The organism is Paenibacillus sp. FSL W7-1088, from assembly GCF_037969855.1.
Lineage (GTDB): Bacteria > Bacillota > Bacilli > Paenibacillales > Paenibacillaceae > Paenibacillus.
The window spans coordinates 3,896,921-3,921,579 of sequence record NZ_CP150216.1 but is presented as its reverse complement, the minus strand read 5'-3'; the positions used below and the strand labels follow the sequence as shown (position 1 = coordinate 3,921,579).

Sequence of the window (24,659 nt, the reverse complement as noted above, 5' to 3'; positions counted from 1 at the left end):
TTAGAAAGAGAGGTGTCGCGGGACAAGAACTTATTCCTATTGAAGTAAATCCATTCAATGAAATTTGTTCATATATGAGGAACTGGAGTATGATGGGGAAGGCAATGCTGATCATCACCATATAATAAATAATTTTATTTTTATTGTTAACCATACAGTAAAGAGTTACCAAAAACCTAATGCTTTTCTTCTTAGCTATTGTTCAAAAGGATTTCCCTTGGAAATTCCCTATAAAATCAATACCACATAACTTCCTTGAAGGGGGACATCTGTTTTGGATGAGCAATTTTTAGATCTACTGGCCGAGAAATATGATACGGAAGAAAAAATCATAACAGAGATCATCAACCTCGAAGCGATCTCCAATCTGCCGAAGGGAACTGAGCATTTTGTCAGTGATTTGCATGGGGAGTTTCAGGCTTTTCAGCATGTACTAAGAAACGGTTCAGGTACGGTAAAAGAGAAAATCAAAGAGTTATTCCGGAAGGTTTGGACGGATCAAGAAATCAATGATTTTGCGGCGTTGGTCTATTATCCGGAAGAAAAAATAAAGCTGGTCATAGGGGAGCTGAGCAATAAACAGGCTCTGAACCAGTGGTACAGACAAACGATTGAACACATGCTTAAGCTTATTTCTTACGCCTCTTCCAAGTATACACGCTCGAAATTGCGTAAAGCTCTGCCGGAGCAGTATGTATATATTGTAGAAGAGCTTCTATACAAGACGGATTCGACCAACAATAAAGATCCTTATTACGAGGAAATATATCGGCAAATTATATCTTTGGGCCAGGCGGACAATCTCATAATCGGCCTTGCTTATACGACCCAGCGCCTGGTGGTTGACCATCTTCATGTGGTTGGCGATATTTATGATCGGGGGCCGGACCCCGATAAAATTATGGATACGTTAATCAACTACCATTCTGTAGACATTCAGTGGGGGAACCATGATGTGCTCTGGATAGGCGCCTACGCAGGTTCTCTGGTCTGCCTTGCGAATATTATCCGGATCTGCGCCAGATACGACAATCTGGATATCATCGAAGATGTATACGGAATCAATCTTCGCCCACTGCTAAACTTGGCGGAGAAATACTATGAGGACAATCTATCGTTCAGACCTAAGCTACAGGCTGGTCATAACCTATCGGAGCAGGAAATTCTGCAGATCACCAAAATTCATCAAGCCATTGCCATGATCCAGTTTAAACTTGAAATCCCGATTATCAAGAGACGCCCATACTTTAATATGTCTGAAAGACTTTTGCTGGAGCAGGTTGATTACGACAAAAATGAAATCAACATCTGCGGCAAAACATACCTGCTGGAAAACACCTGTTTCGCAACCGTAAATCCGCAGAAGCCTGAACAATTGCTGGAGGAAGAACGCCAGGTGATGGAAAAGCTGCTGTTCTCCGTTCAGCATTCCGAAAAGCTGGCCAGACATATGAACTTTCTTATGAAAAAGGGCAGCCTTTATTTAAAATACAACGGGAATTTGTTAATCCATGGCTGTATTCCTTTGGATGAAGAAGGAAATATGGAAGAAATGCAGATTGAAGACAAGACGTATGCGGGCCGTCAGTTGCTCGATGTTTTTGAAGATCACTTACGTTACGCCTTTGCCCATCCGGAAGAGACAGAAGATCTGGCGACGGATATGGTATGGTACATCTGGACAGGGGAATGTTCCTCGCTCTTTGGAAAGAGAGAAATGACCACTTTTGAACGGTATTTTATCCAAGATAAAGAAGCACATAAGGAGAGAAAGAACCCTTACTACCATTTACGTGAAAATGAAGAGATCACTCGAAAAATTTTGCAGGAGTTTGATTTGAATCCAGATCACGGACATGTCATTAACGGTCACACGCCAGTCAAAGAAAGTCGTGGAGAGAGTCCTGTTAAAGCAAACGGAAAAATGATCGTGATTGACGGCGGTTTTTCCAAAGCCTATCAGTCCACAACGGGCATTGCCGGATATACCTTGTTGTACAATTCCTTTGGCATGCAGCTCGTCGCCCATCAGAAATTTAATTCAAAAGAAGATGTGTTATGTAACGGAACGGACGTGTTATCTCTAAAAAGATTGGTGGACAAAGAACTGGAGCGGAAGCTGGTGAGGGAAACCAATGTCGGGGAGAAGCTGCTGCGGAAAATCTCAAACTTGAAGGATCTATTAGAATATCGCTACATGAAATGAAACGATTGCTAAAAGTACACACCCGGATCAACCGTTTGAGTGTATTTGACGTAAACGCTCGTATTGGGCAGGGAAATCATCATACCCTGCCTTGCGAGCCTTTTCTTTTTTATAGAGTGATTTGACACAAAGCAGGGCATAGTGAAGGTTGGCTGAAGCCAGAAAAGTCACCAGTTAAGCTCGCTGCTATAGGCCTCCAACTGGCAATATAGGTGTGGTGTATCGCAACGAGCACGTCATCGAATAGAAGCTTTAAGCACTGAAACCCTTTCTTTTATTATGACGTTAATCGATAAGAAGATGATTATAGCACCTTCCCAAAGTTCGCTCTCCGTTAGACCAGCTTCTAGTTCACCACACGTAATATGAGGTTTTATTCAGGTTTACAGATCAATTTTCCAGTTACCCATCATTTTGGCGACTTCTGGATCGCGGTACGATAAGAAAAGACTCTCCCGTGTATCCAGCGCCGAAATTTGTTCAATATCTTCGGTACTCAACTCAAAATCGAATATGTTGAAATTTTCGACGATCCGCTCTTTATTCACTGATTTTGGAATTACAACGATTCCACGCTGAACAAGCCAACGCAACACGACCTGTGCGACAGACTTACTGTGTTTTACGGCAATCGATGTCAGCACTTCGTTGCCAAACATGTTATTAAGCCCTTCAGCGAACGGAGCCCATGACTGATGTTGAACTCCTTGTTCTTTCATAAAGGTAGCGCTCTCGGTTTGCTGATAGAACGGGTGCGTTTCGACCTGGTTAACAGCTGGCACAATTTCATTGTGCACGATAAGGTCCATCAGACGGTCGGGCAGGAAGTTACTGACACCGATCGCCTTGATTTTACCTTCACTATACAGTTCTTCCATTGCACGCCAAGCGCCGTAGTAATCGCCAAACGGCTGGTGAATTAGATATAAATCGAGATAATCTAACTGTAGCTTACTCAAGGATTTGGTGAAAGCCAGCTTAGCACTCTCGTAACTGGCATCCTGAACCCAGAGTTTGGTCGTGATGAACAGCTCCTCACGTGGCACGCCACTGCGCTTAATCGCACGTCCAACCGCTTCCTCATTCAAATAACCGGATGCAGTGTCAATCAACCGATAACCTGCCATCAGCGCCTCATATACTGCATTCTCGCATGCTTCAGCATCTGGAACTTGGTAAACACCAAAGCCGATCATCGGCATTTTCACACCATTGTTTAATGTTACGGTTTGCATTGTAATTCCTCCTAATGTTTAAATGTAGTATGCAACAGCCCTTAGATTCAAAATTTGGGCACCTCCACAGGGCTTTCCCTTAATGGTATAGTTGCATTACAATAAACCTATCACCTTCGTGTTACACGAAGGCAAGCATACTTCGCAATTTATTTTTTCAAGGAGGTCTTCTCATGCACACCGTCAAAGAAGCCGCGCAGATAACAGGACTTACCGAGCATGCTATTCGCTTTTATACAGATAAAGGCTTGGTGCCAAGTGTACAGCGCAATCAGAATAATATTCGAATGTTTGACGAAGAATCAATCAACTGGTTACATGGGATTAAATGTCTCAAACAATCCGGGATGCCGATCGAAATCATTAAGATATATGTTGATTTCTGTCTCGAAGGAGATTCAACGATTCCACAACGTTACACACTTATGATGGAGCATAGGGAAGCAGCTCTTGCCAAGTTTGAAGAAGCCAAACAGCACTTAGCTCATTTGGAAGAAAAAACTGCTCTATATCAAGCAATAATGGAGAACCGATCCCTAGACACAACCAATCCCGCAAACTGGGATAGAATTAAACACATGCATGGAGACGTATTTTATGCTTCCTCTGCTGGTGAGGTCTAAAATATAAAAGGGTGGATAGACAGCTAACGAAATTAAAAAGCTGCTGAGATTGGTATCATTGAAGGTAAGGGAGTAGGGGACGATCAATTTTCATTGCATCAAAACATCATAACTGATTGAGCTTGCTTTCAGGCTCCTCACCATTTTCTACACGTTTTATATTCTTGATAAAGAAATCATATCTTGTTTTATGATAATTCCGACCATCAGGCATTCCTGCTGTATGGGGAGTAAGATCACATTACCCAGATTCCGGAGCTCACTATCAATAGGAAGCGGTTCAGATTCAAAAACATCCAGGCATGCGCCTGAAATATCCCTGTTTTTTAATGCATCAATCAAGTCTCTTTCGTTGACAATGCCGCCGCGGGCTGTATTGATAAAAAGAGAGGTATTCTTCATTTTTTTGAATGCCGTTTTGTTGATCAGCTGTTTGGTTTGCTGATTCAAGGGTACATGTACACTGACTATGTCCGATGTCTCGCATACGCCAGCACATTCATATCAAAAACCTTGCAAAACGCAGCTACTTTTTTTCCGATAGCGCCCAAACCAATAATCCCAATCGTTTTGCCTTTTAATTCACTGCTTGTATAGTCCAATTGATTTTCATCCATCTTGTTTTTCATGAAAGTATCAAGAAAAGGTATGTTTTTATAGTAAGAAAATATCAACGCCATTACGTGTTCGGCCACTGCCTGGGCATTCACTCCTGCAGCATTGGCCACCCAAATGCCGAGCTGTGTACAGGCAGGGACATCCACGTTATCAAATCCTGCACCCGTCAGTATCAATTTTAATTTTTTGGCGTTTGAAAGCAGGCTGTGATCCACTTTAATATGTTCAGGAATGATTACCTGGCAATCTTCAATATGATGCATCATTTCTTCTCCGGGCGGGACAATTACGACGTTCCAGTCTTGTGGAAAACACCTTTCATAACCGATACCATTCTTAGAATAAAACCCGTTTGATGCTCGTCATTTTATCCTTTTAATTCAATTTTATCAAGATAATCTTATCACGTTCTATTGAACCGGAATGGACTAGAACATAATTCGATTTTTGATTAGAAGAATATCTAATTTAATCGCAAGAAATCGATCAGTTGTTTTATACGTTGCCAAGCATTTTCGCATCCCTTGATAAGAACGTTAGGGAAGTATGGAAGAGTCTAGATAAACAATATACTAGCTATATAGTTTTTTTGTTGAGGTGAATTTCAAATGGATGAAATCGATGAATCAAAACAAATTGTATTACAAATTGGCGGTGAATTGAAAAAGTACAGAAAAGAAAAAAACATGACCTTAGACGATTTATCGGAATTAACAGGCGCTGTGGGTATGTTTTACTAAAACATACGGATTTCACATCTGCAGTGCGCGCAGTAACAAACCCTGCTGATCCATTGTTAAATCCAGAAATATGGATTGCTGATCTTCAACAGAGAATGGCTCAGTCAACAGATCATGATCTTAGCAGACCTTCCTCGTCTAACCTTCATGTCAACGAGCAGCGCACATTCGAAAAAAAGGAATACGAGCAATTACACGAAATTTTCGTTACCGGGCATACCGCTCTCCTCCGTGCACCGTTCCACAGACGTTTATTGGCTATTCTGATCATAGGCATACTCCTATCTCTATTGGTAATCATTTTCAAAGATCATCTTTCACTAGATTCAATTGAAAGATTCTCACCTTTACTCATTATGGCCATGCTAAATCTGACAGTAGGCAGCCAGATTTGTAAGGCTCTATTCTGCCATTGTGATAAGCCGCTGATGCGCTATCCATTTTACCGTCAGCATGCGAAGCAGCACTTTCTGTTAAGATTTAGAAGTATATTAAGCATAAATCTAAATTTAGGTTCTTGTTTAGCAGTTCTGAAAAAACTCTTTTACAATCTTTGTCAGTACGTTATAATACAAATACCAAGCAAATTACCCAACAAAAAAGTGAAATACTGTAATTGATTTATGAAGTCTAAGTTACTAAAAGCGGAACATCGTGTTGGGTAATGGACACCTGTAAATAAATATGGGAGGTATGGGTTATGATCAAGAAGAAACTTTCCGCAGTTCTCAGCACAGCTTTAATCGTTTCTATGCTGACTACTAGCGTGATCGTCGCTATCCAAGGTAAAACAACGTTAGAGGTAGCGAAGACAGCAGGAGATAAAAAGGTTGAAGTGATTAAAGGTATTCAAAGCGCCTGATGCAAATTTAAGGGAATTAGAACACTCCAACAGTGTTGGTAACTAAAGAAAACTTCAGCTTGGTTAACCTAGCTGAGGTTTTTTCATTATCATTATGTATTGATGCAGATGGCCATTGGTGACAATGATTGGGACAACTGGACGAGGTTGAAAGCAAATGGAGAGGAGATGGCGGCAAGCCTGCCAGAAGTCGAACTCGTAAAAAGCATCCTGCAAGGATCTGTTCGTACTACGAGAAAAAAAAGAAAAGAGGACAAGCCCTACCAAGGTGGACGTGATCGCTTGCGCAAACAAACTGTTACATCACATTTTCGCCATCTTGCAAAAGGGCAGCCCTATCAAACATAATTTTTTCTTCATATAAAGGGAGTGCTGATATAAGACTAACACGCCTCCAGGCTTTAATACCGTAGTGATCTGAGAAAGGATATATTCTCTCATTTCCCTTGAAAAATTAAAAAACGGTAATCCGCAAATAATGCAATCAAGCTGATGGACACGCTCTTGATTCATTCTTTTCAATAAATAGGATGCATTGGAATGGAACATGAAATCAGGATATTCCACCCTAAGATGATTCCTCATGTTTTTGTCTCTTTCAAACAAAAACACTGTTGCTGAGTTTGCTAAGTTTTCTTTCATTTCGTGGTATTCATTGACATGTTCCAATCGAGCTCTGAAAGATGAAGGGACGAGTTAAGGTAAATATCACTTGACGTTGGAAGGCAAGTTTAACTGGAACGTAAATACGTTATGCGTATGTTGAAGCGTCAAGGTACCTTGATGTAGCTCCGCAATATTTTTTGCTATCGAAAGACCCAGACCTGAACCCGTTTGAATGCCTTCGCTGCTTCTTGAATAATCCACCTTATAAAAACGATCAAACAGTTTGTCTTTTTGCTCCATTGTGAGCGGCGCACTTTTATTTTCGACTTCAATGGTAATGTGCTCATGGTGCATACTCATTCGAATGTGAATCTCACCAGGTTTAAAGGAATACTTCAGAGCGTTCATGAGAAGATTATCGATAGCCCGAGCAATCTTATCACTATCCACGCAGGCCATAATGGGGGCATTGCCGATCTCTTTCTCGATATGGATACCATTCTCCTGAGCTAAAGGTTCAAATTCAAACAACAACTGGTCTAATAGCTGATATAGGTCAACCTTTTTTAAATCCAATTGGGTATCTACTGAGGTTAGACGCGTGTATTCAAATAGATCATCGAGCAGCTTCTTTAGATGCGTTGCTTTGTTATAGGTGTTCTGAATGAAGCGGTCATACTCTGCTTTGTCTTGAAATGATTCTGTTCTAAGAAGCTCAATATAGCCGATGATACTGGTAAGCGGTGTGCGCAGGTCATGAGAGATACCCGTAATCATGTCCATCTTGGATTTCTCCAGCTCACGCTCCTTAATGATCTGCATCTGCAACTGTTCAGTCATATGATTGATATTGGAAGCGACGCGTCCAAGTTCATCTTGTCGATTGACGGGTACACGGTAGTCCAGATTGCCCTCCGAAATGAATTGAAGCCCTTGCTCCAAGTGAATGATATCTTTAACCATTCGACGTGTTAAAAATAGAAAGGTTAAGATAAAAGTTAATATGAAAATTGGAGCAATAACATACGGAAGCGAATTGCGGAACCAGGCTTGCTCCCAGGCTTTGAAAACATCTATAGATAGGTAAATGAGCATATTATTGAAGCCAGCTGCAGCAATGGTACTCAAAATGATTCGGATCAAAATGTTAACCTGAATTTTCTTCTTTCGAGTTCGATGAGAAGCGTTAGATCGTTTAATCAATTTTATAACCCACTCCCCATACCGTTTTAATATACTGAGGTTCTCGTGGATTCACTTCCAGCTTTTCTCGCAGGTTACGAATATGAACCATCACCGTATTATCTGAATACCCGTAAGGTTCTTTCCATACGGTTTCGTAAATCTTCTCGGAGCTAAATACTTGTCCAGGATGGCTGGCAAGCAACACCAAAATAGAAAACTCCAGTGGTGTAAGCGAAATGTCATTTTCTTTGAGCTTCACGGAATGTTTACTTGTATCAATGACAAGGTCCTTGATCAGGATAAGTGAATTGAATTCAGCTTTGCCAATCAGTGTTTGACGTCGTAACTGAGCTTTAACGCGAGCCAGTAATTCTAGCGGATTAAACGGTTTGACCATGTAATCGTCAGCCCCGGTAGTCAGGCCTGTGATTTTATCTATGTCTTCTTCCTTGGCGGATAACATAATAATCGGAGTGGATGATACTTCTCTTATTTTGAAGCAGGCTTTGATTCCATCCATAATAGGCATCATGACATCCAGTATTACGAGTTGGACCGATGTTGTTTTGATAATATTTAGCGCTTCTTCACCATTGGCTGCTTCAATGACCTGATATCCTTCATTACGTAAATAGACATGAATGACATCACGGATATCAGGTTCATCATCAACAACAAGTATGGTATTCATAATTCAACACTCCTTTTTTGCTCTGTTCTACTTAAAAATTTAATTTCTTATAAAGAGGATAACATCAGTGTAAACGATAGCCAGGAATGTTTAAATTGTTTCCTTTTTGCGACAGACATAAACGAACGCAGGAGGGATATTCAAAGGCACTAATTCTATTTTTTCGATGATAAAGTGTTCAGATAATGTTTTTTTCATTTGAAGTGAATATTGAAAGGCGATGAATAATCCTCCAGGTTTGAGTGCCTTATGGATCTGCTCTACCAAGGTATTTCTTAATTCAGGCTCAAAGTTGAAGAAGGGCAGTCCGCTAAAAATGTAATCCAATTGCTGAACGCTCTCTTGATTCATGGATTCTACCAATCGAGCGGCGTCTGGATAACAAGAGAATTCCGGATATGCTATCTGCAGATTATTCCTCATGGTGTCGTTCATCTCAAACAATAGGACTTTGGTGGAGTCCTGCACCTGTTGCTGAATATAACGAGTGATAGGACCTGTACCCGATCCAAGCTCGGCGACTGCTTTTGCCTCTAGCCAAGAGGCTTGATTCACCATTTTGTTGGCGAGAAACCGGGAACTGGGAATGATGCTGCCAACATGTTTAGGGCTTTGAAGAAAGCTTTTCAGAAATAAAATGGGTTCATTGGAATTCATGTTTGTCGTTCCTCCATATATGTGATGGTATGTTAGCAAAATTAATTAGAAATGTAATAATTGAAGCGTGGATAGAATGGGACCGCCAAAGTAGATGCCCGCTGTAAAATACGTTATGGTCCATAACAAAGCACTGGAATATGAGATGAGGGCAAATTTCCGATACTGCACGCCGCTCATTCCAATAAGCAAAGGGAGAACATATCGCACAATTGGAATGAACATACCGATGCACATCGCCCATTTGCCACTCTTATTCAGAATCAGTTCAGCCTTAATGAAGTGTTTATGATGTTGAAATCGGTGTTTTATCTTGGTTCCAAATAACTTTCCTGCAAAATAAGCAAAGGTGATGGCCGTTAATAGGCCTGACAAAATACAGAAGTATGTGATCCACGAATGGATAACTCCCGTGTGACTTAAAATGGCACCACTGATAATTGTGATCTCATTCGGAATTGGAATGCCGAAAGGCCCTAATGAGAAGGCAAAATAAAAAATCAGATATCCATACTGGTGAAGCAGCTCTAAGATCGTATTACTGATCATTGTTTTGCCTCCTCTCTTGTTGATATAGAAATCATAATGAAAAAAACTAAGGAATTAATGAGCATAAATCTGAAGAAAATCTAAAGAATACATAAGTAAAGCCAAACAACTACGCTGAAGACAAAAAAGTCTTTCCAATTTACTGGAAAGACTTGATGAGGTGCATATATTCAGGAGCGGTAATCAAATGTCTAATGTGAACATAAAGGTCACGAAGAAGTCAACTAATAAACTGAAACCAAAACTGATGATAATATTCATACGAATACTATTTTTTCGGAGCAGCCATGGTAAATGAATTGTCAATGTTCATATCACTCCATTTTATGAGATGAGATCGAAATGCGGGCAATGCCCGCCAACCGGAAACAAAGCTCTCCGACCAGAATACCACCCGCAATATCTGCCGCTACATGTTGTTTCACGAGCACGGTTGATACCATAATAAGAATGGAAAGGGTGGAAGTCATCGCCCATATGGCTCGTCTAAATACACGCGTTCCTCTAAGAATCAGGTAACTGGTGAGCACATGAATACTTGGAAAACAGTTGTATGGTTGATCTTGACTGTAGATGTAACTGACCATAGTGTAGATAAAGCCTTTTTCATTCCGTATATCCGGCCGATCAATCGCTGTCTGGAACAGAGCGAAGAAAATGTACGAGATCACCAGACCGCTGCAAAGTGCGATTAACGTTTGAAAGTAGGTTCTCTTGTCCTTGAATGCAAGTGCTATTAATGCACCTGTAATGAACGGGTACCATAATACATATAGGATGATAAAGGATGGGACAAAAGGGATCATGTGGTCCAGACTTGTTGCAAGACTATTGACATGATCACCAGGCCGATTTAATACACCGTAGAAAATATTTAATATTGGAACTGCTGAAAGCCAAATCAGTGAAAGCCATGCTGATTTAGTGTATGAATGATTAGAAAGCTTCAAATGCTCAACTCCTATACGGATTTATTAACGTATCCATAGTAGAGATAAACTCTGAAGAACTTGAAAGGAATTTTCTAAAGAAATTCTGAATATGGAGTGAAGTTTGTCTCGAAAAGGAGCGGAAAAAGCATTGCAGCTACCGAAATTGACCGATAGCGCAGAGATAATTTCTAAAAAAACTTTACCGATTATTCTGATGACAAGAAGGAACAAGGGCAAATGCTAAAGAAAGAATCTAATAGAAGCATCTCCACCAGGATGCCATTGAGCTGTTTTGTAGGTCTCCGTTCGAGAAGCCTGTAAAGCATAAAGGTATGTGGAGCAGTAAGAAATGATGGAATGTATTATTTAGGACAGAGAGGTGCATTGAAATTAATTTTCATTTAAATGAAGCTATTGAAATTTTGGAGCGCACGCCGCAAACTCTGGAACGTTTCTTATCTGGTCTGTCTGAAGGATGGCTGCAAAGCAATGAAGGTGAAGGAACCTGGAATACACACGAAGTGGTTGAACACTTCATTGAAGCAGAGAAGCATAACTGGATTCCGCGAGTGGAATCCATTTTATTCGAAGGGGAAAACCATCTGTTTCCTGCATTTGACCGCTTCTCCCACTTGAAGAACATTTCTAAAAGAACCGTTGAAGAGGCCCTGCAAGAGTTCGGCAGCATCAGAATGAAGAACCTCTCCAAGCTAAAGGAGTTCCTTCAATCAACTTCCTATCTTGAAAAGACTGGCCTACATCCGGAATTCGGCATCGTTAAGTTGAAGGAGCTGCTCTCTGCATGGGTCGTTCATGATTTTACGCATATGGCGCAAATTGTTAGGGTGATGGCAGAGAGATACAGAACTGATGTTGGACCTTGGAGTGCATATCTGGGCATTTTGAAAAGGAATTGATTTTCTTGAGCAACCAAAGTACGAACTTTCCACTTTGTTGAAGTGATGAAGGATAAGATTCACATTGAGAAATCAGCCGTGGACAACATACTCTGATTAAAGTCGCTAATGTAGCGACTTTTTATTTTACCGTTACACGATCGTGTCCAAGCTAAGGACAATAACTGATTTGCTAGCAAATACGTCCGGTTCAAGGATTGTTCCGTTTGCCTTAATAAAGAAAGATGAAACTCCCTTCGGCAGATTTATGAGAATCTCAAAAATTGGTATGCAAAAAAATGCATATAGTGGTACTTAAAACATTCAAAAGGTTCATGTTAGCATAAATCTAACAGCATGCTGTTCAACTATACAACAATTTGATGATCCAGCAGGAGCAATGGTTTGAGGTTGGAATGGAAGGGGAGCATATGAATGTAACAGATCCCGCAATGAACAAAACAGGCAAGCTGCCTTACGTTCTTGCGATATCATTTATTCTATTGATGGTTAGTTTATCCGTATGGTTACAACATGCAGAGATTATTTTACCAGAGGTTGCAGCAATGGCTATAGCCATGTGGGTATACAGAGAACCAGGGTGGATCAGACGTCCTTCCGTCATTTTCATTGCACCGACCGTAACTGCTGCGATCGGTCTGGGCATGAATCAGTTCCAAACCAATTATCCGATAAAGGTAATGCTTACTCTATCTATAATGATGTTATTTCTGAGATTAATACACTCGAATCTTGCACCCGCCATTGCTACAGGTCTATTACCACTTGCTATTCATACAGAAGATTGGTCATTTGTATCAATTGTCTTTGTGTTCACACTGACCTTAATGGCCGGAGTTGTCGTGTTTCAGCTTCATAGAAATCTAGTAACAAAGTCGAAGGTCCAATACAAATACATGGTAATCTTCTTAGCCATTTCACTATGCTGGCTCAGTATTTGCTGGTTACTGGGTTATGAACAGATGGCAGTGATTCCACCTATTTTTGTTGTGGTTTACGAATCGCTCCAAAAGCCGATCTACACAGCAAAAATGGCGTTTAAGCAAGGATTTACCCTAACCCTATCTGCATCCGTTGGCGTTCTCATTGTTATACAGGTGGATTCGCCGGTTCTGGCTGCGTTCATTGATATGTTTTTAGTCGTCGTGATAACACGCCTTTTTCATGTCCGAATTCCTGCCTTATACGCTATACCGCTACTAACCTTTGTATTTCCTGAAGATAAAGTTTGGAGTTTACCTCTTGTCACACTTTTTGCAAGTCTGTTTATGTTTAGCTTTGTATTGTTATACAAGTATGGGGAAAAGAGGACTTTGAACCGTAAAAATAAGGGTAGTAGCCGGAGTTCTGTGTCGCCATCATAATTAATAAATAACTCGGATTCATGGGCAGAAAGCTAAACTTGGAGGATAAACGTATGTTATTTGGCCTGATTGCAGCACTATGTTTTGGTTTATCGGACTTTATGGTTACCCAGGCCACCAGAAAGGTTCAAACTTTGCCTGCCCTGCTGGGGATTCAGTTCATTGCCTCACTCCTGCTGGGAGGGTATGTACTTACACAATCACCTCATATTGATCAAAACTCCATGGTATGGATTGGAATAGCAGGCATCAGTGTAGTCAACTTTGTAGGTACATTATTGTTATATCGAGCTTTTGAAAAGGGAACCTTGTCCATCGTTTCTCCCATCGGCTCTGGATTTGCTGTGGTGACTGCCATTCTCGCTTTTATTGGCGGTGAACGATTGCCTTTCAATTCAATTATCGGTGTCATGCTGCTGATCATTGGTGTGTTGACGGTAACGAGATCAAGCAAAAGCGTCGGACAACAAGTGACGTTGTCGGGCATACCAGAAGCCATTATCGCCTCAATCTGCATCGGTTTTTATTTTTGGGCGATCGGATACATTACTCCTCATCTGGGTGTGATTCTTCCTGTACTCATCACACGGATCATACAATTTTTCTGTGCGTTTGCACTTCTACGGGTAAAAAGAATTCAACTCCCGCGTATAGGCCTGTCTACCGGTCTGATTCTGGTTGCAGCCGCCTTGCTGGATACAGGAGCTTTACTCTCTTTTAATATGGGACAAACCGTTGATTATACAACGAGCACAACTGCACTTACTTCATTATATAGTGTCGTTACCATACTTATGGCCGGCTTGATTTTAAAAGAAAAGCTGACGAAAAGCCAATGGGCGGGCATTGCTATTATTCTTCTTGGGGTCATTATCGTAAGCATCTAGAAAGGATTATAAGATGGACAGAGTGCATACCGTTTATTCATTGATCACCAATCCGAACGATTCACATCTATTAATGGTTCAAAACATAGTCTCAGAGGCGTGGTCTCTTCCGGGAGGTAAAGTTGAACCTTATGAAACGTTAGAAGTCGCTGCTATTCGTGAAGTATGCGAGGAAACCGGCTTACATGTACAGCTCAAAGGAGTAGTTGCTATTAATGAGTATCAAAAGAGCGATGGTTCAGAACACGGGATATGTGTAACCTTCAGGGCATGTATTGTATGCGGAGCTGAGAGCATTTCAAGACCTGATGAGATCAGACAAATAGCCTGGATTCGTCTTGAAGAAGCGGATGCGCTGATGCCATTTTATGAGGAAAGTCTACAAGAAATCGTCAGGAAAAATGTGCAGGTATCTTATTTCGATGAAGGAATCATCTGATTGTACAATGAAATGAATGTTAATAAAGGAAGGGCAGAGGCCCTTCCTTTTTACTTGCATTTTTTAGACAGTCAGGTTAGGTGAACAGAACTGCTCCCTGTATTATATAAATTGCGCAAGAGTTTGAACCCCTTCGGTAATCTGCGCTTCGTTTACATTGCCAAACCCCATGATAAGACTCTCGTTATACTGATCTTTGCGAATGGTATATCGCTCGGCAGGGTAGATTTTGATACGATGCTCCTCAAGCTCCATTGCAGTCAGAAGATCAGCGTTTCGGCCTGGCCAAGTTGCAATAAGATGCAAACCCGCAGCATCACCCGATATTTGTACCTTTTCTCCAAACGTCTCCCTTAAAGCCGTAATCAGGTGAGTTCTTCGTTTATTATAGATTCGTTTCATCCGCAAAATATGACGTTTCAGATGCCCTTCGTTCATAAAGCGGGCTAAAGTTAATTGCGATAAGGCAGGACATTGCATATCATTCGTACGTTTTAGCTGCACGATCGGGTCTACCAGCTCTTGCGGAGCTACAATATAACCAAGCCTTAGTGCAGGAAACATATTTTTACTAAACGTCCCTACGTAGATTACCCGCTCTGCATCAAGCTCACGCAAGGCATGAACAGGCATCCCGCCATAGCGGAACTCACTATCATAATCATCCTCTATAATGTAAGCCCTTGAGCTTCGAGCATAGTCAAGTAATTGGAGGCGCCTGCTGATCGACAGAATACTCCCGAACGGAAATTGATGAGAAGGTGTCACAAAGATACATCTGGGCTTCACATCGGTTGGCAGCTGCTCTACACACAGACCATTGTCATCGACGGGCACAGGTATAATTCGGGAGTTCGTTTCAGCGAAAAGGTTATAAATAAATGTTGCCGTGGGGTCCTCTATTGCAACCGTTTCACCAGGCCTTAATAAAAGCTTGCTGAGTATCGAAAACGCCTGGGTTGCGCCAGCCGTGACGATAATTTGCGAAGGTAGACAGTGAAGGCCTTTGATATGGAGAAGATGCTCACAAATGGCTTGTCGAAGCTCAATGTCGCCAGCCATATCCTCCTGGTACCCCAGCATAGAAGGGGGAAGATCATGATACACATCCATTGCAGCTCTTTTCCATTTCTGGAAAGGAACATGCTCAAGAGCAGGAAAGCTGGGACGAAAATCGATAGATGGTAAGCGATTCTCAGCTGCAGGGGAGACATTCTCATTCCTTGCAACAAGTTCTTCAGGCTGTATATGTAGTGGTCTGCTTGTCCCTATATCTCTTACAAAGGTTCCCGAACCTTGTTTGCCTTCCAGAAATCCTTCAGCTGTTAACTGCTCGTATACCTCGACAATAAGGGCGCGTGAGACCCCAAGTTCTTTGGCAAGCTCCCGAGTGGAGGGAAGGGGAGTTCCTGCCTTGTAACTGCCTTGCATAATTCGGTCTCTAATAAACGAGTATACCTGTCTGGTTTTCGTTTCGTTTCGTCCGGGTTGCATGAGGGATCTCCTTTTTAATGAATTGGTATGGTTAAAACATGTCTAAAATGGCTCTAATGATAACCAATATATCATGCTATCATAAATCATGCCAATTCCAAATCCAACAGAAAGAAGTTAATCTCATGAGAAACCGTAGAACCAACTGCCTTGGAGCACCCACGATGAGTATAGCGCCTGAGACGGTATCTCCCGTACCAATCCACAAAGACTACGTATTGAATCGTTGGCTGTGCGTTGCGGCACTTTTTATGGCATCGCTCAATTTGAGACCCGTCGTTGCATCCATTGCACCTGTCTTGGGAAGCATTCAACATGATCTTGGCCTAAGTGGTGCTGTATCCAGCTTGCTCGTTTCTATTCCGGTGTTATGTATGGGAATACTCGCTCCGTTCTCTGTAAAATTAAGTGAAAGGCTCGGTATTGAGCGAGTCATCACCTGGTCCTTGATGCTGATCGGAGGGAGCACGCTATTACGCCTGTTTATCCATTCCGCTTCATTGTTATTTTTGACTACATTGTTATCGGGTATTGGTATTGCGATGATGGGACCTTTGTTATCCGGTTTTATTAAAAAGCATATGGCTGACAGTGCACCCTCCATGATTGCAATCTACTCCATGGCTTTAGCATTGGGAGCAGCACTTGGTTCAAGCCTTACTTCACCCTTGCATTGGAGGCTTCATTCTTGGCAAATGTCACTGTCATTCTGGCTGATACCTGTGATTCTGGCTTTGCCACTATGGTTCAATGTGCTGAAACGACAGCCTTTGAGTTCTAAAGCTAATTCGGCGATTTTACTTGGAAAATCATTGGAAATACCTTGGCATAAGGGAAAAGCATGGATTCTAGCTGTACAATTCGGGTTGTTATCTCTCGTATTTTATTCTCTTCTAGCCTGGCTTCCCTTAATGCTCATTGCGGCAGGTGCATCCATGCTTCACGCTGGAATTATGGTGACCTTGTTCGCTTTGATACAAATTCCAAGTGGTGCTGTTGTACAGCAGCTTCTCAAAATGCACGCTTCAAGACGGAGCTGGCTCATCGTATCCTCCCTGATGCAAGCCGCTGGTCTGTTGCTTATATTCTGTTCAACTTATCTATGGTTTGCTGTGGTAATCTGTGGTTTGGGATCAGGTATGCTGTTTGCACTGCTTAATTTGCTTCCGGTTGAAATGACCTCCTCCCCTGAAGAGGCGGCCTCTTGGGCAGCCATGATTCAGTGTATAGGATTTCTGATTGGAGCGGCCGGCCCTTTGTTAACGGGCTATCTACATGACCGTATGGGTCATTTTAATGCAGGAATATTGGCAATGGTATTCATTTCTATAGCTATGGGGATTATATCCTTATCTATGGTATCTAGAAAAAATTCAAAAAATAAGATTCGTTGATGTGCTCAAAAAGATCGAGAAATGTCTCAATATTAGAACATAAAAAATGAACTTGGAGGTCTATATTTATGAAGATTTTCGTTGCTGGTGCAAGTGGTGTTATTGGCAGACTGCTGCTGCCGCAATTAATACAGGCTGGTCACGAAGTTATTGGCATGACGCGGAAAGAAGAGCAAAGAGAGGCCATTGAACAGTTAGGAGCCAAAGCCATTCTTGCAGATGTGTTTGATCGAGGACAAATGGTGGAAATTCTAAATGAAGTTAAACCTGATGTTGTTATTCATCAATTAACCTCATTAAGTCAAGGCAGTTCGGCAGAAAATGCGCGCATACGAATTGAAGGAACACGAAATTTGGTCGATGCAGCAAAACAGGCGAAGGTACAAAAAATCATCGCACAGAGTATTTCTTGGGCATATGAACCTGGCACGACTCCTGCGACGGAAGAAACAGCATTGGACATGGATGCTCCTATGCCTAGACATACTACAATTCACGGAGTATTGGCTCTGGAGGAAGCCGTAAAAGAAATGCCTGCGTATGTCATTTTGCGATATGGCACTCTGTATGGACCTGCAACTTGGTATGCTAAAAATGGGGATATAGCAGAGAAGATCAGTATCAAAGAAGTAAAGGCAACGGATGGGGTATCATCTTTTGTTCATGTCGAAGATGCTGCGAATGCTGCTTTGCTGGCGCTGGATTGGCCAACGGGTACGTATAACATTGTGGATGATGAACCAGCTAAAGGGACAGACTGGCTCCCTGTATACGCTCAAGCCTTGGGTGCACCAGCACCAGATATTCAATCGGGAGCAAGCCCGTGGGAGAGAGGGGCCTCGAACCGCAAAGCCAAGAACGAATGCGGGTGGATTCCTCAATATCCCACATGGAGAACAGGCTTTTCCAAGTCTTTACGATAACCTCCACATGATTAGTTATGGCCCTATATCGGAAACATCAACTTTCTAACAATCTAAACAATCTTTGCAATGAAATAACACTTGTTTCAAACAAAGAAAGCAGCTGACCAGGTGATCAACTGCTTTCTTTGTTTTATATTTCATAACTCAGTAACCTGAAATGGGAATAAGTCTGAACTATCCTGCATTTTTTTAGTTGATGGCTTGGTCAGTTACCAACCCAAAAAGTATGACGATGAACCAAATAGCAATCAGCTTTAGTATAATACAATCAAAGGTGGACTACCCCACAAAATAGTGAAATACTGAAATCATCGTTTCTTCACGTGTTCATCCGCTTTGTGCATAACAGATAACAGAGGAAGGGATCTTTTTAAAATGTTATTTTGGTTACTTCCTTTACTTGAGATACAAAATTTAAGCGCTGATAAAAAACTGGAGGGGAATGAAATGCTGGAATTAGAGTTTACAACTATAGTGGAGTGGGATGAAGCATTATGGGCGCGGATGGAGCGAATTTATCATGAGGCTTTTCCAAGCGGGGCGAAGACAAAAGCGATTTTGCGCAATATGCTGCACAGGGGAATTGGTTACTTACACACGGGCATGCATCAAGGAGAAGTGGTTGCGATGGCTGTTACTGGACTGGAGGGGAAGGCAGCGAACCGCATCCTGATCATCGATTACCTCGCGGTTGAACAGAAGCTGCGCGGGTCGGGCATCGGGTCTTGGATGCTGGAGCAACTCAGAGTCTGGGGGTTAAGAGAACACGGGATCAATGGTATGATTATCGAGGCGGAGTCCGGGAAAACCGAGGCTCATCAGGAACGCATTCAGTTCTGGCAGCGCAACGGGTTCATTTTAACCTCCTATGTTCATCAATATAGAATGGTTCCAGAGTCGTATCAGGCCATGATGCTGCCCCTGGATGGAAGCACACATGTACCTGATGATGGTGAAGCACTATTTCATTATATCAATGCTTTTCATAAGGTTGCTTACCGGAAGAGTTAGACCAACATTTATTCTGTCAACGATGCCTGAAATATGAGAAAGCCGATAAACGCGTAATAGGTTTATCGGCTTTGTGTTTGTACGACTAACTCTTTGAAATGCGTCTATAAGCAACCGCTTAGTTATGTCACTTGTTGCTGTTCTTCTTGATCAAGTCCACGCCATCGTATGCCAGACTTTCCACACTTGCTTCCTTCTGCAGTAAGTAATGATCAAAAAAGTTCTTTGAATAGTCTGTAACCAGATTTCGCATCTCCATAGCATCCCGTTCGCCTCTGAGTTCCTCATTAGCATAGGTAAACACGATGTCGCAGTAATCTAGATGCGCAACACGATCAACAGAGAAATAATAGGTTTCCATGCTATTGTTAGCGCCAATTATCGCATTCATATTATAGTTAGGTTCACAAAACAGTAACAAGAAGGGTTTCTTAAGGTCGCTGTCCTGAAGGCCGAACGCACCGCTATCCAAGCCAATCCCGCAGGCGAACCGGTCGTCGTCCCGGCAAACAATCGCCGTCGTTGGACCTCCATAAGAATGTCCGATTATGCCTATGCCGATGTCAAGCAACAATCTGCCCTTAAAGATGGAATTCAGCTCTCCAGAGTCCAGTTTGTAAAGACAATCGGCAACATACCTTACATCTTCTGCCTGTAATTCACTATACTCTGTTAACTTGGAAAGGATCGGCAGTGCAAGCACGTTACGGCATATCTCTATGGCGGTTTCATCGTCAGGCCGCATCTCCATCTTACCAGCCAACGCCAGCATCTCCGGATCTTCAGAAAGCGCTGTAATGGCATCCGAGAAACCCGTTGATACATTAAACAGGCGCCCATCTTTACGCTTATACATTGTGCTATTCTGATGGCCGATGCTTACCACAATATATCCGATGCTTGCCAAGTCTGTACAGATCACTGTACCCCATTCTGGAGAACCGCCCCCGCCGCAAACATAGAATAACACCGGATAGCGCTTTTCCTTCCCGGAGAGAGCAAGGTCGTCGTAGCACTGAGTCTTGATATCTATAGAGAAAAAATCCTCCCCTTTAAGATATGCAGTGACAAGTGACTGCTTCTTCAACATTTCGTAGACTTCAGGAAACATGTACGTTGATGTCGTCTTACCTTCGTTACTATCGGACGGATAGTACACAAACGCGGTCAGTTCTCTTTTGGAGTGATCTGATGCGGTGTACTCCAAATCCATCTGGGTTCGACCGACAGTATACTCGCCAATTGGTTCTGGAAATGCGTCATAAGTTCTCATATTCTTGTTCCCCCTTCATTAATAAAAGTGGAAAATGTGAAGTACGTAGATTGCGCTATGAGCGCTTTTCAAAACTGCGAACCGATTACATCCGATCTTCAGTGAATCCTGTCTACTCCTTGGTTTTCTTGAGATCACTAACCATTTCAGAATATGTATGATCTTCAAGCAGCCCATGACTCATAAAGTCAGCAAAGTACTTGCTAAGCTTATGTTGCAGCGTAGAATCCTTAATATCGAATTCCCTAAAAAACATGACTAAATTAAACTGCATGGACTCAAACATAAAAGAAATCAGGTCATCGTCAATATCCGGTCTTAGATATCCATCAACCCTCATTCGGCGTAAAATGTCCTTGATTAAGGGTAATGACTCGCCCTTCAGCACATTCAGATATACTTTAAGCAAAGTGTTTTCAGGAATGTTTAAAAATGTTTGAATAAGTTTGATTTCCAACTCATTCAGCGGCTCGGTCACAGTGTCACTAACGTTACCAAATAAGGTAGTCAGGAAAAACTGGTAAAGTGAATCTTCATTACTGTTATTAAAATACGCAGCTCTTTTCTGGGTAACATTACGTACCAATAGACAATAAAGGTCATCCTTGTCTTCAAAATACCGATAAAATGTTCCGGGGTGCATGGACAAACGATCCAAAACCATCTTCATCGTAATGTCTTCGTAATCATTATCAACAAAAAGATGCATAGCGTTATTAGAGATTTCTCCGCGCCTTGCTTCATCTAAACGAAAGAAAGAATTTTTGGGCATATAATACTCCTTTATTCAAAGTGTGAACTGATTCACACTATATCGATAATAAATTCATATGTCAAGTCGTATCGAAATAGGAATATTAGTGATTGAAACTACTGCTATGTTCATTAACATGAGGTATTTTAAATTTGTTACAACATGTATGAAGTGAAAATATGAAAGTTGGTTATTAAGGTACCGCTACAATTCAGCAGCGCAATTACTTCGAGCGGGTGATAGGGATGAGAAGACTGGAGTCTGGTATGACAGTAGACAACGAAATATTTACCGATATTGTCAGGTATGAACACGAAACGATAAGCGAAACGACCATAACAAACTCGAATGTTGGTTCACCTATATTTTGGAGCTGTAACCTGCATCATCTTGTATTTAGTACCTGCGATCTTACAAATGCGAGATTTTTGATTTTTTGCCAGTAGTACGATTGATCATTGTACATTTATTCGTTCCGACTTGCGCTCTGTTGGCATTGCCAGGAACGAAGCTGTTTTCACCAATTGCGAATTCACCGCCTGCGATATGAGAGGCATGACATTGGAGAATGCTACGTTTATCGACTGTACTTTTTATAAATGTAGATTTAGTGACCGGATTTTACAAGCGGCGAATATCGTCAATTGTTCCTTTACCGGCAAGCTAGTAGATATTACGTTTGAGGGAGATGGCCAACAAAAGCTAATCGCCAATTTTGAAAACTGCATCCTTGATGGTGTTCGTTTTGTGGGCTGTGACCTGACGCAATGTATTCCGCCAAAATCAAAAAACCATTTGTATGTAGAACAGGTATCCTCACGTGTAAAAAATGCTTTGAAGAAGATAGACGATGACCCTGATCTATCTGACGATGATCGGAAAGTACTAGTACGCAATCTGCGCAAGCTTGAGCATATGGAACAATATATTTTTAACACGGCGCATATGAAGAAAATATATGGGGATGTTTTTGTTGAGCGATTTTTCAGCAGTCTGGAATAATGCGTAAACAACTCGGCCGCGGAAAAATGTTGAGGGACACGAACATATTCCCCTTGACGATTAGGTATAAATAGTCGAAGGTATTTTGATAAATATTTAATAATTTGATTATTTTTTTGCATAATTTTATCCTAGTCGTAAAAAATAAGTAAGGATAATATTCATGAACGCTCAGTGAAAGATATAAATAATAGGGAATTGCACGTAACAGGCTATTAGCTTAAAGGAGTGTTATAAAAATGAAAGCAGTTGTGATTAATCAGTATGGGAGTAAAGAAGAGTTAGTTGAGCAGGAAGTGAATAAACCAAGTGCAGAAGCCAATCAAGTGGTTGTAAAACTAGAAGCTACATCCATTAATCCAATCGATTGGAAATTAAGAGAGGGTTACTTGAAAGTTATGTTTGATTGGGAATTTCCTATTATCTTAGGTTGGGATGTAGCTGGAGTCATAACTGAAATTGGTTTAAACGTTACGAAGTGGAAAGTTGGGGACCGAGTATTCAGTCGTCCTGAAACAACTCGTTTCGGTACGTATGCTGAGTATACTGCAGTTGATGAGCACCTACTGGCAAAACTACCCGATTCAATCTCGTATGAGGAGGCTGCGGCTGTACCTTTAGCTGGTTTAACAGCATGGCAGGCATTGTTTACTCATGGCCATTTAGAAGAAGGCGAAACTGTACTTATTCACGCTGGCGCTGGTGGTGTAGGTATTTATGCCATTCAATTAGCAAAGTATGCTGGCGCTCATGTTATTACAACAGCAAGTGAAAAAAATCATGAACTTCTCTATTCGTTAGGTGCTGATCAAGTCATTGATTACAAAAAGGAACACTTTGAAGAGATTCTAAAAGATATCGATTTAGTATTCGACACGATGGGTGGAGAAGTAGCTGAGAATAGCTATAAGGTGCTTAAGCCAAATATCGGAAGACTGATTACCATTGTTGGTGAACCGAACCATGATATGGCTAAGTCTCACAATGTATCAGCAAAGGGGATTTGGCTACAACCAGATGGTGATCAATTGCAGAGAATGGCAGATCTGATGGAACAGAAAAAGATTAAGTCGATTGTAGGGGCAACATTCCCTTTTAGTAGGCAGGGTATTTATGATGCACATGCTTTGAGTGAGACTCACCACGCTGTAGGTAAAATTGTCATTACATTTTAAAAAAGGAAAAAAACGATAAATATTAAAATAGTGTTGTGGGACAGGAACATGATCCCATTGAAAGTCGCTAATTTAGCGGCTTTTTTTAATTTTTTTCGGTATAGCAAGAATCAAAACTTTACCTAAAGAAACAATGTTAGAACATCTAAATTGAATGTGAATTACATAATGATTTAGAATAAATAATTTCAAGTTTAAAGTTGATGAATCATATAAATGTTGTATTTATGATTATAAAATTAGAGGAGATATTCAACGAAAGTATGTGAAAATTTAATTTTATTAGGACTTTTGTTAATGGAAAAATCTTTGACATAAGCCCTGATGGGAGAAGGGAATGATGTTTGCATGAACAGCAAGGAAACCAACGGTGCTTCATACGAAAGTGTGACAGAACAGCAGCTTCAGGATCAGTTGAAATATTATAAAGAACGAGCTCCAGAGTATGATGACTGGTGGTACCGTCGAGGCACATTTAATCAAGGAGACGAAGCCAACCAAATTTGGTTCGATGAGATCCGTACGATTAAGGAAGCTTTTAAAGCTGAACATTTTCATGGTGACTTTCTTGAACTTGCGGCGGGGACTGGCACTTGGAGTAGTCTGTTTTTAAAAGATGCCCTTATATTGACCCTTGTAGACGGTTCCGAAGAAATGCTTTCGCATAATCCGGTGGCATCTGAACCCAATGTAAGAACGATCATTGCAGATCTTTTCAGTTGGTCTCCGGATCAGTTATACGATTCAGTTGCTTTTACTTTTTGGATATCTCATTTACCCAGAGAGAGACTGGAAAGCTTCTTCACTATGGTATCTCGCTGTTTGAAGCCCGGAGGGAAAATGTTTTTTATCGATGATCGAGAAGTAGCAGGAACCCGTGAGTCCCATGTAGTGGGGACATCTGGGCAAACGATGGTTCGGAAGCTTAATAATGGTGATCATGCTACTATAGTGAAGAATTTCTTTGGCGATAAAGAGATCGAGCAAATTGCTGCTAGTGTGGGAATTGAATTGCATGTCCATTGCACCCCTAAGTACTTTCAGTATGGGATAGGGTCCAAAACTGTCTAAAGCAGCAATTATCCCATACTTAATGAAGTAATCACTGAACTAACGGAG

At 41.4% G+C, this 24,659-nt stretch carries 24 protein-coding genes and 1 pseudogene; 15 read left to right on the top strand and 10 right to left on the bottom strand.

The genetic code is table 11. The annotated features are described in order from the left end of the window. Positions 1 to 274: 274 nt before the first annotated feature. Positions 275 to 2,206, top strand: a complete 1,932-nt coding sequence (locus MKY42_RS17655) for a fructose-1,6-bisphosphatase (RefSeq protein ID WP_090898918.1) — start codon at positions 275 to 277, stop codon at positions 2,204 to 2,206. 383 nt (positions 2,207 to 2,589) lie between these two features. Here MKY42_RS17655 and MKY42_RS17650 read toward each other — a convergent pair whose 3' ends face one another. Continuing rightward, positions 2,590 to 3,441, bottom strand: coding sequence for an aldo/keto reductase (locus MKY42_RS17650; protein WP_339843640.1), 852 nt, complete (start codon positions 3,439 to 3,441; stop codon positions 2,590 to 2,592). 173 nt (positions 3,442 to 3,614) lie between these two features. On the opposite strand from MKY42_RS17650, the gene MKY42_RS17645 reads away from it, so the two are divergent. Continuing rightward, entirely contained in the window at positions 3,615 to 4,064 is a 450-nt protein-coding gene (locus MKY42_RS17645) for a MerR family transcriptional regulator (RefSeq protein ID WP_090898911.1), read from the top strand. A gap of 156 nt (positions 4,065 to 4,220) precedes the next feature. Here MKY42_RS17645 and MKY42_RS17640 read toward each other — a convergent pair. Beyond that, positions 4,221 to 4,945, bottom strand: a pseudogene (locus MKY42_RS17640) (NAD(P)-dependent oxidoreductase). A 345-nt stretch (positions 4,946 to 5,290) separates the two neighbouring features. Here MKY42_RS17640 and MKY42_RS17635 point away from each other — a divergent pair. From MKY42_RS17635 to MKY42_RS17625, 3 genes are all read left to right on the top strand, one after another. After that, positions 5,291 to 5,422 (top strand): hypothetical protein, encoded by a 132-nt coding sequence (locus MKY42_RS17635; RefSeq protein ID WP_339843639.1) that lies wholly within the window; start codon positions 5,291 to 5,293, stop codon positions 5,420 to 5,422. Between the two features lie 700 nt (positions 5,423 to 6,122). After that, complete coding sequence (locus MKY42_RS17630; RefSeq protein ID WP_339843636.1) at positions 6,123 to 6,284, top strand: hypothetical protein; 162 nt, start codon at positions 6,123 to 6,125, stop codon at positions 6,282 to 6,284. Positions 6,285 to 6,386: 102 nt separating this feature from the next. Beyond that, positions 6,387 to 6,632, top strand: a complete 246-nt coding sequence (locus MKY42_RS17625; protein ID WP_090898905.1) for a hypothetical protein — start codon at positions 6,387 to 6,389, stop codon at positions 6,630 to 6,632. Between the two features lie 360 nt (positions 6,633 to 6,992). Here MKY42_RS17625 and MKY42_RS17620 read toward each other — a convergent pair whose 3' ends face one another. From MKY42_RS17620 to MKY42_RS17600, 5 genes are all read right to left on the bottom strand, one after another. Next, positions 6,993 to 8,024, bottom strand: coding sequence for a HAMP domain-containing sensor histidine kinase (locus MKY42_RS17620; protein WP_339852970.1), 1,032 nt, complete (start codon positions 8,022 to 8,024; stop codon positions 6,993 to 6,995). A 61-nt stretch (positions 8,025 to 8,085) separates the two neighbouring features. Next, positions 8,086 to 8,766 (bottom strand): response regulator transcription factor, encoded by a 681-nt coding sequence (locus MKY42_RS17615; protein WP_339843632.1) that lies wholly within the window; start codon positions 8,764 to 8,766, stop codon positions 8,086 to 8,088. Positions 8,767 to 8,856: 90 nt separating this feature from the next. After that, positions 8,857 to 9,423 (bottom strand): methyltransferase domain-containing protein, encoded by a 567-nt coding sequence (locus tag MKY42_RS17610; RefSeq protein WP_339843630.1) that lies wholly within the window; start codon positions 9,421 to 9,423, stop codon positions 8,857 to 8,859. Positions 9,424 to 9,468: 45 nt separating this feature from the next. Then, complete coding sequence (locus MKY42_RS17605; protein ID WP_339843628.1) at positions 9,469 to 9,972, bottom strand: DedA family protein; 504 nt, start codon at positions 9,970 to 9,972, stop codon at positions 9,469 to 9,471. Positions 9,973 to 10,286: 314 nt separating this feature from the next. After that, on the bottom strand, positions 10,287 to 10,778 hold the full coding sequence (locus MKY42_RS17600) for a phosphatase PAP2 family protein (RefSeq protein ID WP_339843626.1): 492 nt from the start codon (positions 10,776 to 10,778) through the stop codon (positions 10,287 to 10,289). Positions 10,779 to 11,293: 515 nt separating this feature from the next. Here MKY42_RS17600 and MKY42_RS17595 point away from each other — a divergent pair. The 4 genes from MKY42_RS17595 (at position 11,294) to MKY42_RS17580 (ending at position 14,511) form a co-directional block, all read left to right on the top strand. Then, a complete protein-coding gene (locus MKY42_RS17595) occupies positions 11,294 to 11,821 on the top strand; it encodes a DinB family protein (protein ID WP_090898887.1) in 528 nt (175 codons plus the stop codon). A gap of 431 nt (positions 11,822 to 12,252) precedes the next feature. Further along, a complete protein-coding gene (locus tag MKY42_RS17590) occupies positions 12,253 to 13,185 on the top strand; it encodes a hypothetical protein (protein ID WP_339852966.1) in 933 nt (310 codons plus the stop codon). A gap of 53 nt (positions 13,186 to 13,238) precedes the next feature. Then, a complete protein-coding gene (locus MKY42_RS17585) occupies positions 13,239 to 14,072 on the top strand; it encodes a DMT family transporter (RefSeq protein ID WP_339843624.1) in 834 nt (277 codons plus the stop codon). Between the two features lie 13 nt (positions 14,073 to 14,085). After that, entirely contained in the window at positions 14,086 to 14,511 is a 426-nt protein-coding gene (locus MKY42_RS17580; protein WP_339843622.1) for an NUDIX hydrolase, read from the top strand. A 102-nt stretch (positions 14,512 to 14,613) separates the two neighbouring features. Here MKY42_RS17580 and MKY42_RS17575 read toward each other — a convergent pair whose 3' ends face one another. Further along, positions 14,614 to 16,005, bottom strand: coding sequence for a PLP-dependent aminotransferase family protein (locus MKY42_RS17575; protein WP_339843620.1), 1,392 nt, complete (start codon positions 16,003 to 16,005; stop codon positions 14,614 to 14,616). A 125-nt stretch (positions 16,006 to 16,130) separates the two neighbouring features. Between MKY42_RS17575 and MKY42_RS17570 the strand changes: the two genes are divergently transcribed. The 3 genes from MKY42_RS17570 to MKY42_RS17560 all read left to right on the top strand — a co-directional run bounded on the left by MKY42_RS17570 (position 16,131) and on the right by MKY42_RS17560 (position 19,336). Beyond that, positions 16,131 to 17,399, top strand: coding sequence for an MFS transporter (locus MKY42_RS17570; RefSeq protein ID WP_177185725.1), 1,269 nt, complete (start codon positions 16,131 to 16,133; stop codon positions 17,397 to 17,399). 68 nt (positions 17,400 to 17,467) lie between these two features. Continuing rightward, a complete protein-coding gene (locus MKY42_RS17565) occupies positions 17,468 to 18,322 on the top strand; it encodes an NAD(P)-dependent oxidoreductase (RefSeq protein WP_179264576.1) in 855 nt (284 codons plus the stop codon). Between the two features lie 450 nt (positions 18,323 to 18,772). After that, a complete protein-coding gene (locus MKY42_RS17560; RefSeq protein WP_339843617.1) occupies positions 18,773 to 19,336 on the top strand; it encodes a GNAT family N-acetyltransferase in 564 nt (187 codons plus the stop codon). 127 nt (positions 19,337 to 19,463) lie between these two features. Here MKY42_RS17560 and MKY42_RS17555 read toward each other — a convergent pair whose 3' ends face one another. Next, entirely contained in the window at positions 19,464 to 20,609 is a 1,146-nt protein-coding gene (locus MKY42_RS17555) for a choline esterase (protein WP_339843615.1), read from the bottom strand. A gap of 112 nt (positions 20,610 to 20,721) precedes the next feature. Next, positions 20,722 to 21,381, bottom strand: coding sequence for a TetR/AcrR family transcriptional regulator (locus MKY42_RS17550; RefSeq protein WP_339843613.1), 660 nt, complete (start codon positions 21,379 to 21,381; stop codon positions 20,722 to 20,724). Positions 21,382 to 21,909: 528 nt separating this feature from the next. Between MKY42_RS17550 and MKY42_RS17545 the strand changes: the two genes are divergently transcribed. The 3 genes from MKY42_RS17545 to MKY42_RS17535 all read left to right on the top strand — a co-directional run bounded on the left by MKY42_RS17545 (position 21,910) and on the right by MKY42_RS17535 (position 24,611). Beyond that, positions 21,910 to 22,365, top strand: a complete 456-nt coding sequence (locus MKY42_RS17545) for a pentapeptide repeat-containing protein (RefSeq protein WP_339843611.1) — start codon at positions 21,910 to 21,912, stop codon at positions 22,363 to 22,365. Between the two features lie 239 nt (positions 22,366 to 22,604). Beyond that, a complete protein-coding gene (locus MKY42_RS17540; RefSeq protein ID WP_339843609.1) occupies positions 22,605 to 23,540 on the top strand; it encodes an NADP-dependent oxidoreductase in 936 nt (311 codons plus the stop codon). 348 nt (positions 23,541 to 23,888) lie between these two features. Then, a complete protein-coding gene (locus MKY42_RS17535) occupies positions 23,889 to 24,611 on the top strand; it encodes a class I SAM-dependent methyltransferase (protein ID WP_339843608.1) in 723 nt (240 codons plus the stop codon). The last annotated feature ends 48 nt before the right edge of the window (positions 24,612 to 24,659 follow it).

What these genes read in the sequence shown, in the direction of transcription:
- MKY42_RS17650 (WP_339843640.1), bottom strand. Translation starts at nt 3,441, where the DNA reads ATGCAAACCGTAACATTAAACAATGGTGTGAAAATGCCGATGATCGGC.
- MKY42_RS17645 (WP_090898911.1), top strand. Translation starts at nt 3,615, where the DNA reads ATGCACACCGTCAAAGAAGCCGCGCAGATAACAGGACTTACCGAGCAT.
- MKY42_RS17635 (WP_339843639.1), top strand. Translation starts at nt 5,291, where the DNA reads ATGGATGAAATCGATGAATCAAAACAAATTGTATTACAAATTGGCGGT.
- MKY42_RS17630 (WP_339843636.1), top strand. Translation starts at nt 6,123, where the DNA reads ATGATCAAGAAGAAACTTTCCGCAGTTCTCAGCACAGCTTTAATCGTT.
- MKY42_RS17625 (WP_090898905.1), top strand. Translation starts at nt 6,387, where the DNA reads ATGCAGATGGCCATTGGTGACAATGATTGGGACAACTGGACGAGGTTG.
- MKY42_RS17615 (WP_339843632.1), bottom strand. Translation starts at nt 8,766, where the DNA reads ATGAATACCATACTTGTTGTTGATGATGAACCTGATATCCGTGATGTC.
- MKY42_RS17610 (WP_339843630.1), bottom strand. Translation starts at nt 9,423, where the DNA reads ATGAATTCCAATGAACCCATTTTATTTCTGAAAAGCTTTCTTCAAAGC.
- MKY42_RS17605 (WP_339843628.1), bottom strand. Translation starts at nt 9,972, where the DNA reads ATGATCAGTAATACGATCTTAGAGCTGCTTCACCAGTATGGATATCTG.
- MKY42_RS17600 (WP_339843626.1), bottom strand. Translation starts at nt 10,778, where the DNA reads ATGATCCCTTTTGTCCCATCCTTTATCATCCTATATGTATTATGGTAC.
- MKY42_RS17590 (WP_339852966.1), top strand. Translation starts at nt 12,253, where the DNA reads ATGAACAAAACAGGCAAGCTGCCTTACGTTCTTGCGATATCATTTATT.
- MKY42_RS17585 (WP_339843624.1), top strand. Translation starts at nt 13,239, where the DNA reads ATGTTATTTGGCCTGATTGCAGCACTATGTTTTGGTTTATCGGACTTT.
- MKY42_RS17580 (WP_339843622.1), top strand. Translation starts at nt 14,086, where the DNA reads ATGGACAGAGTGCATACCGTTTATTCATTGATCACCAATCCGAACGAT.
- MKY42_RS17575 (WP_339843620.1), bottom strand. Translation starts at nt 16,005, where the DNA reads ATGCAACCCGGACGAAACGAAACGAAAACCAGACAGGTATACTCGTTT.
- MKY42_RS17570 (WP_177185725.1), top strand. Translation starts at nt 16,131, where the DNA reads ATGAGAAACCGTAGAACCAACTGCCTTGGAGCACCCACGATGAGTATA.
- MKY42_RS17565 (WP_179264576.1), top strand. Translation starts at nt 17,468, where the DNA reads ATGAAGATTTTCGTTGCTGGTGCAAGTGGTGTTATTGGCAGACTGCTG.
- MKY42_RS17560 (WP_339843617.1), top strand. Translation starts at nt 18,773, where the DNA reads ATGCTGGAATTAGAGTTTACAACTATAGTGGAGTGGGATGAAGCATTA.
- MKY42_RS17555 (WP_339843615.1), bottom strand. Translation starts at nt 20,609, where the DNA reads ATGAGAACTTATGACGCATTTCCAGAACCAATTGGCGAGTATACTGTC.
- MKY42_RS17550 (WP_339843613.1), bottom strand. Translation starts at nt 21,381, where the DNA reads ATGCCCAAAAATTCTTTCTTTCGTTTAGATGAAGCAAGGCGCGGAGAA.
- MKY42_RS17545 (WP_339843611.1), top strand. Translation starts at nt 21,910, where the DNA reads ATGAGAGGCATGACATTGGAGAATGCTACGTTTATCGACTGTACTTTT.
- MKY42_RS17540 (WP_339843609.1), top strand. Translation starts at nt 22,605, where the DNA reads ATGAAAGCAGTTGTGATTAATCAGTATGGGAGTAAAGAAGAGTTAGTT.
- MKY42_RS17535 (WP_339843608.1), top strand. Translation starts at nt 23,889, where the DNA reads ATGAACAGCAAGGAAACCAACGGTGCTTCATACGAAAGTGTGACAGAA.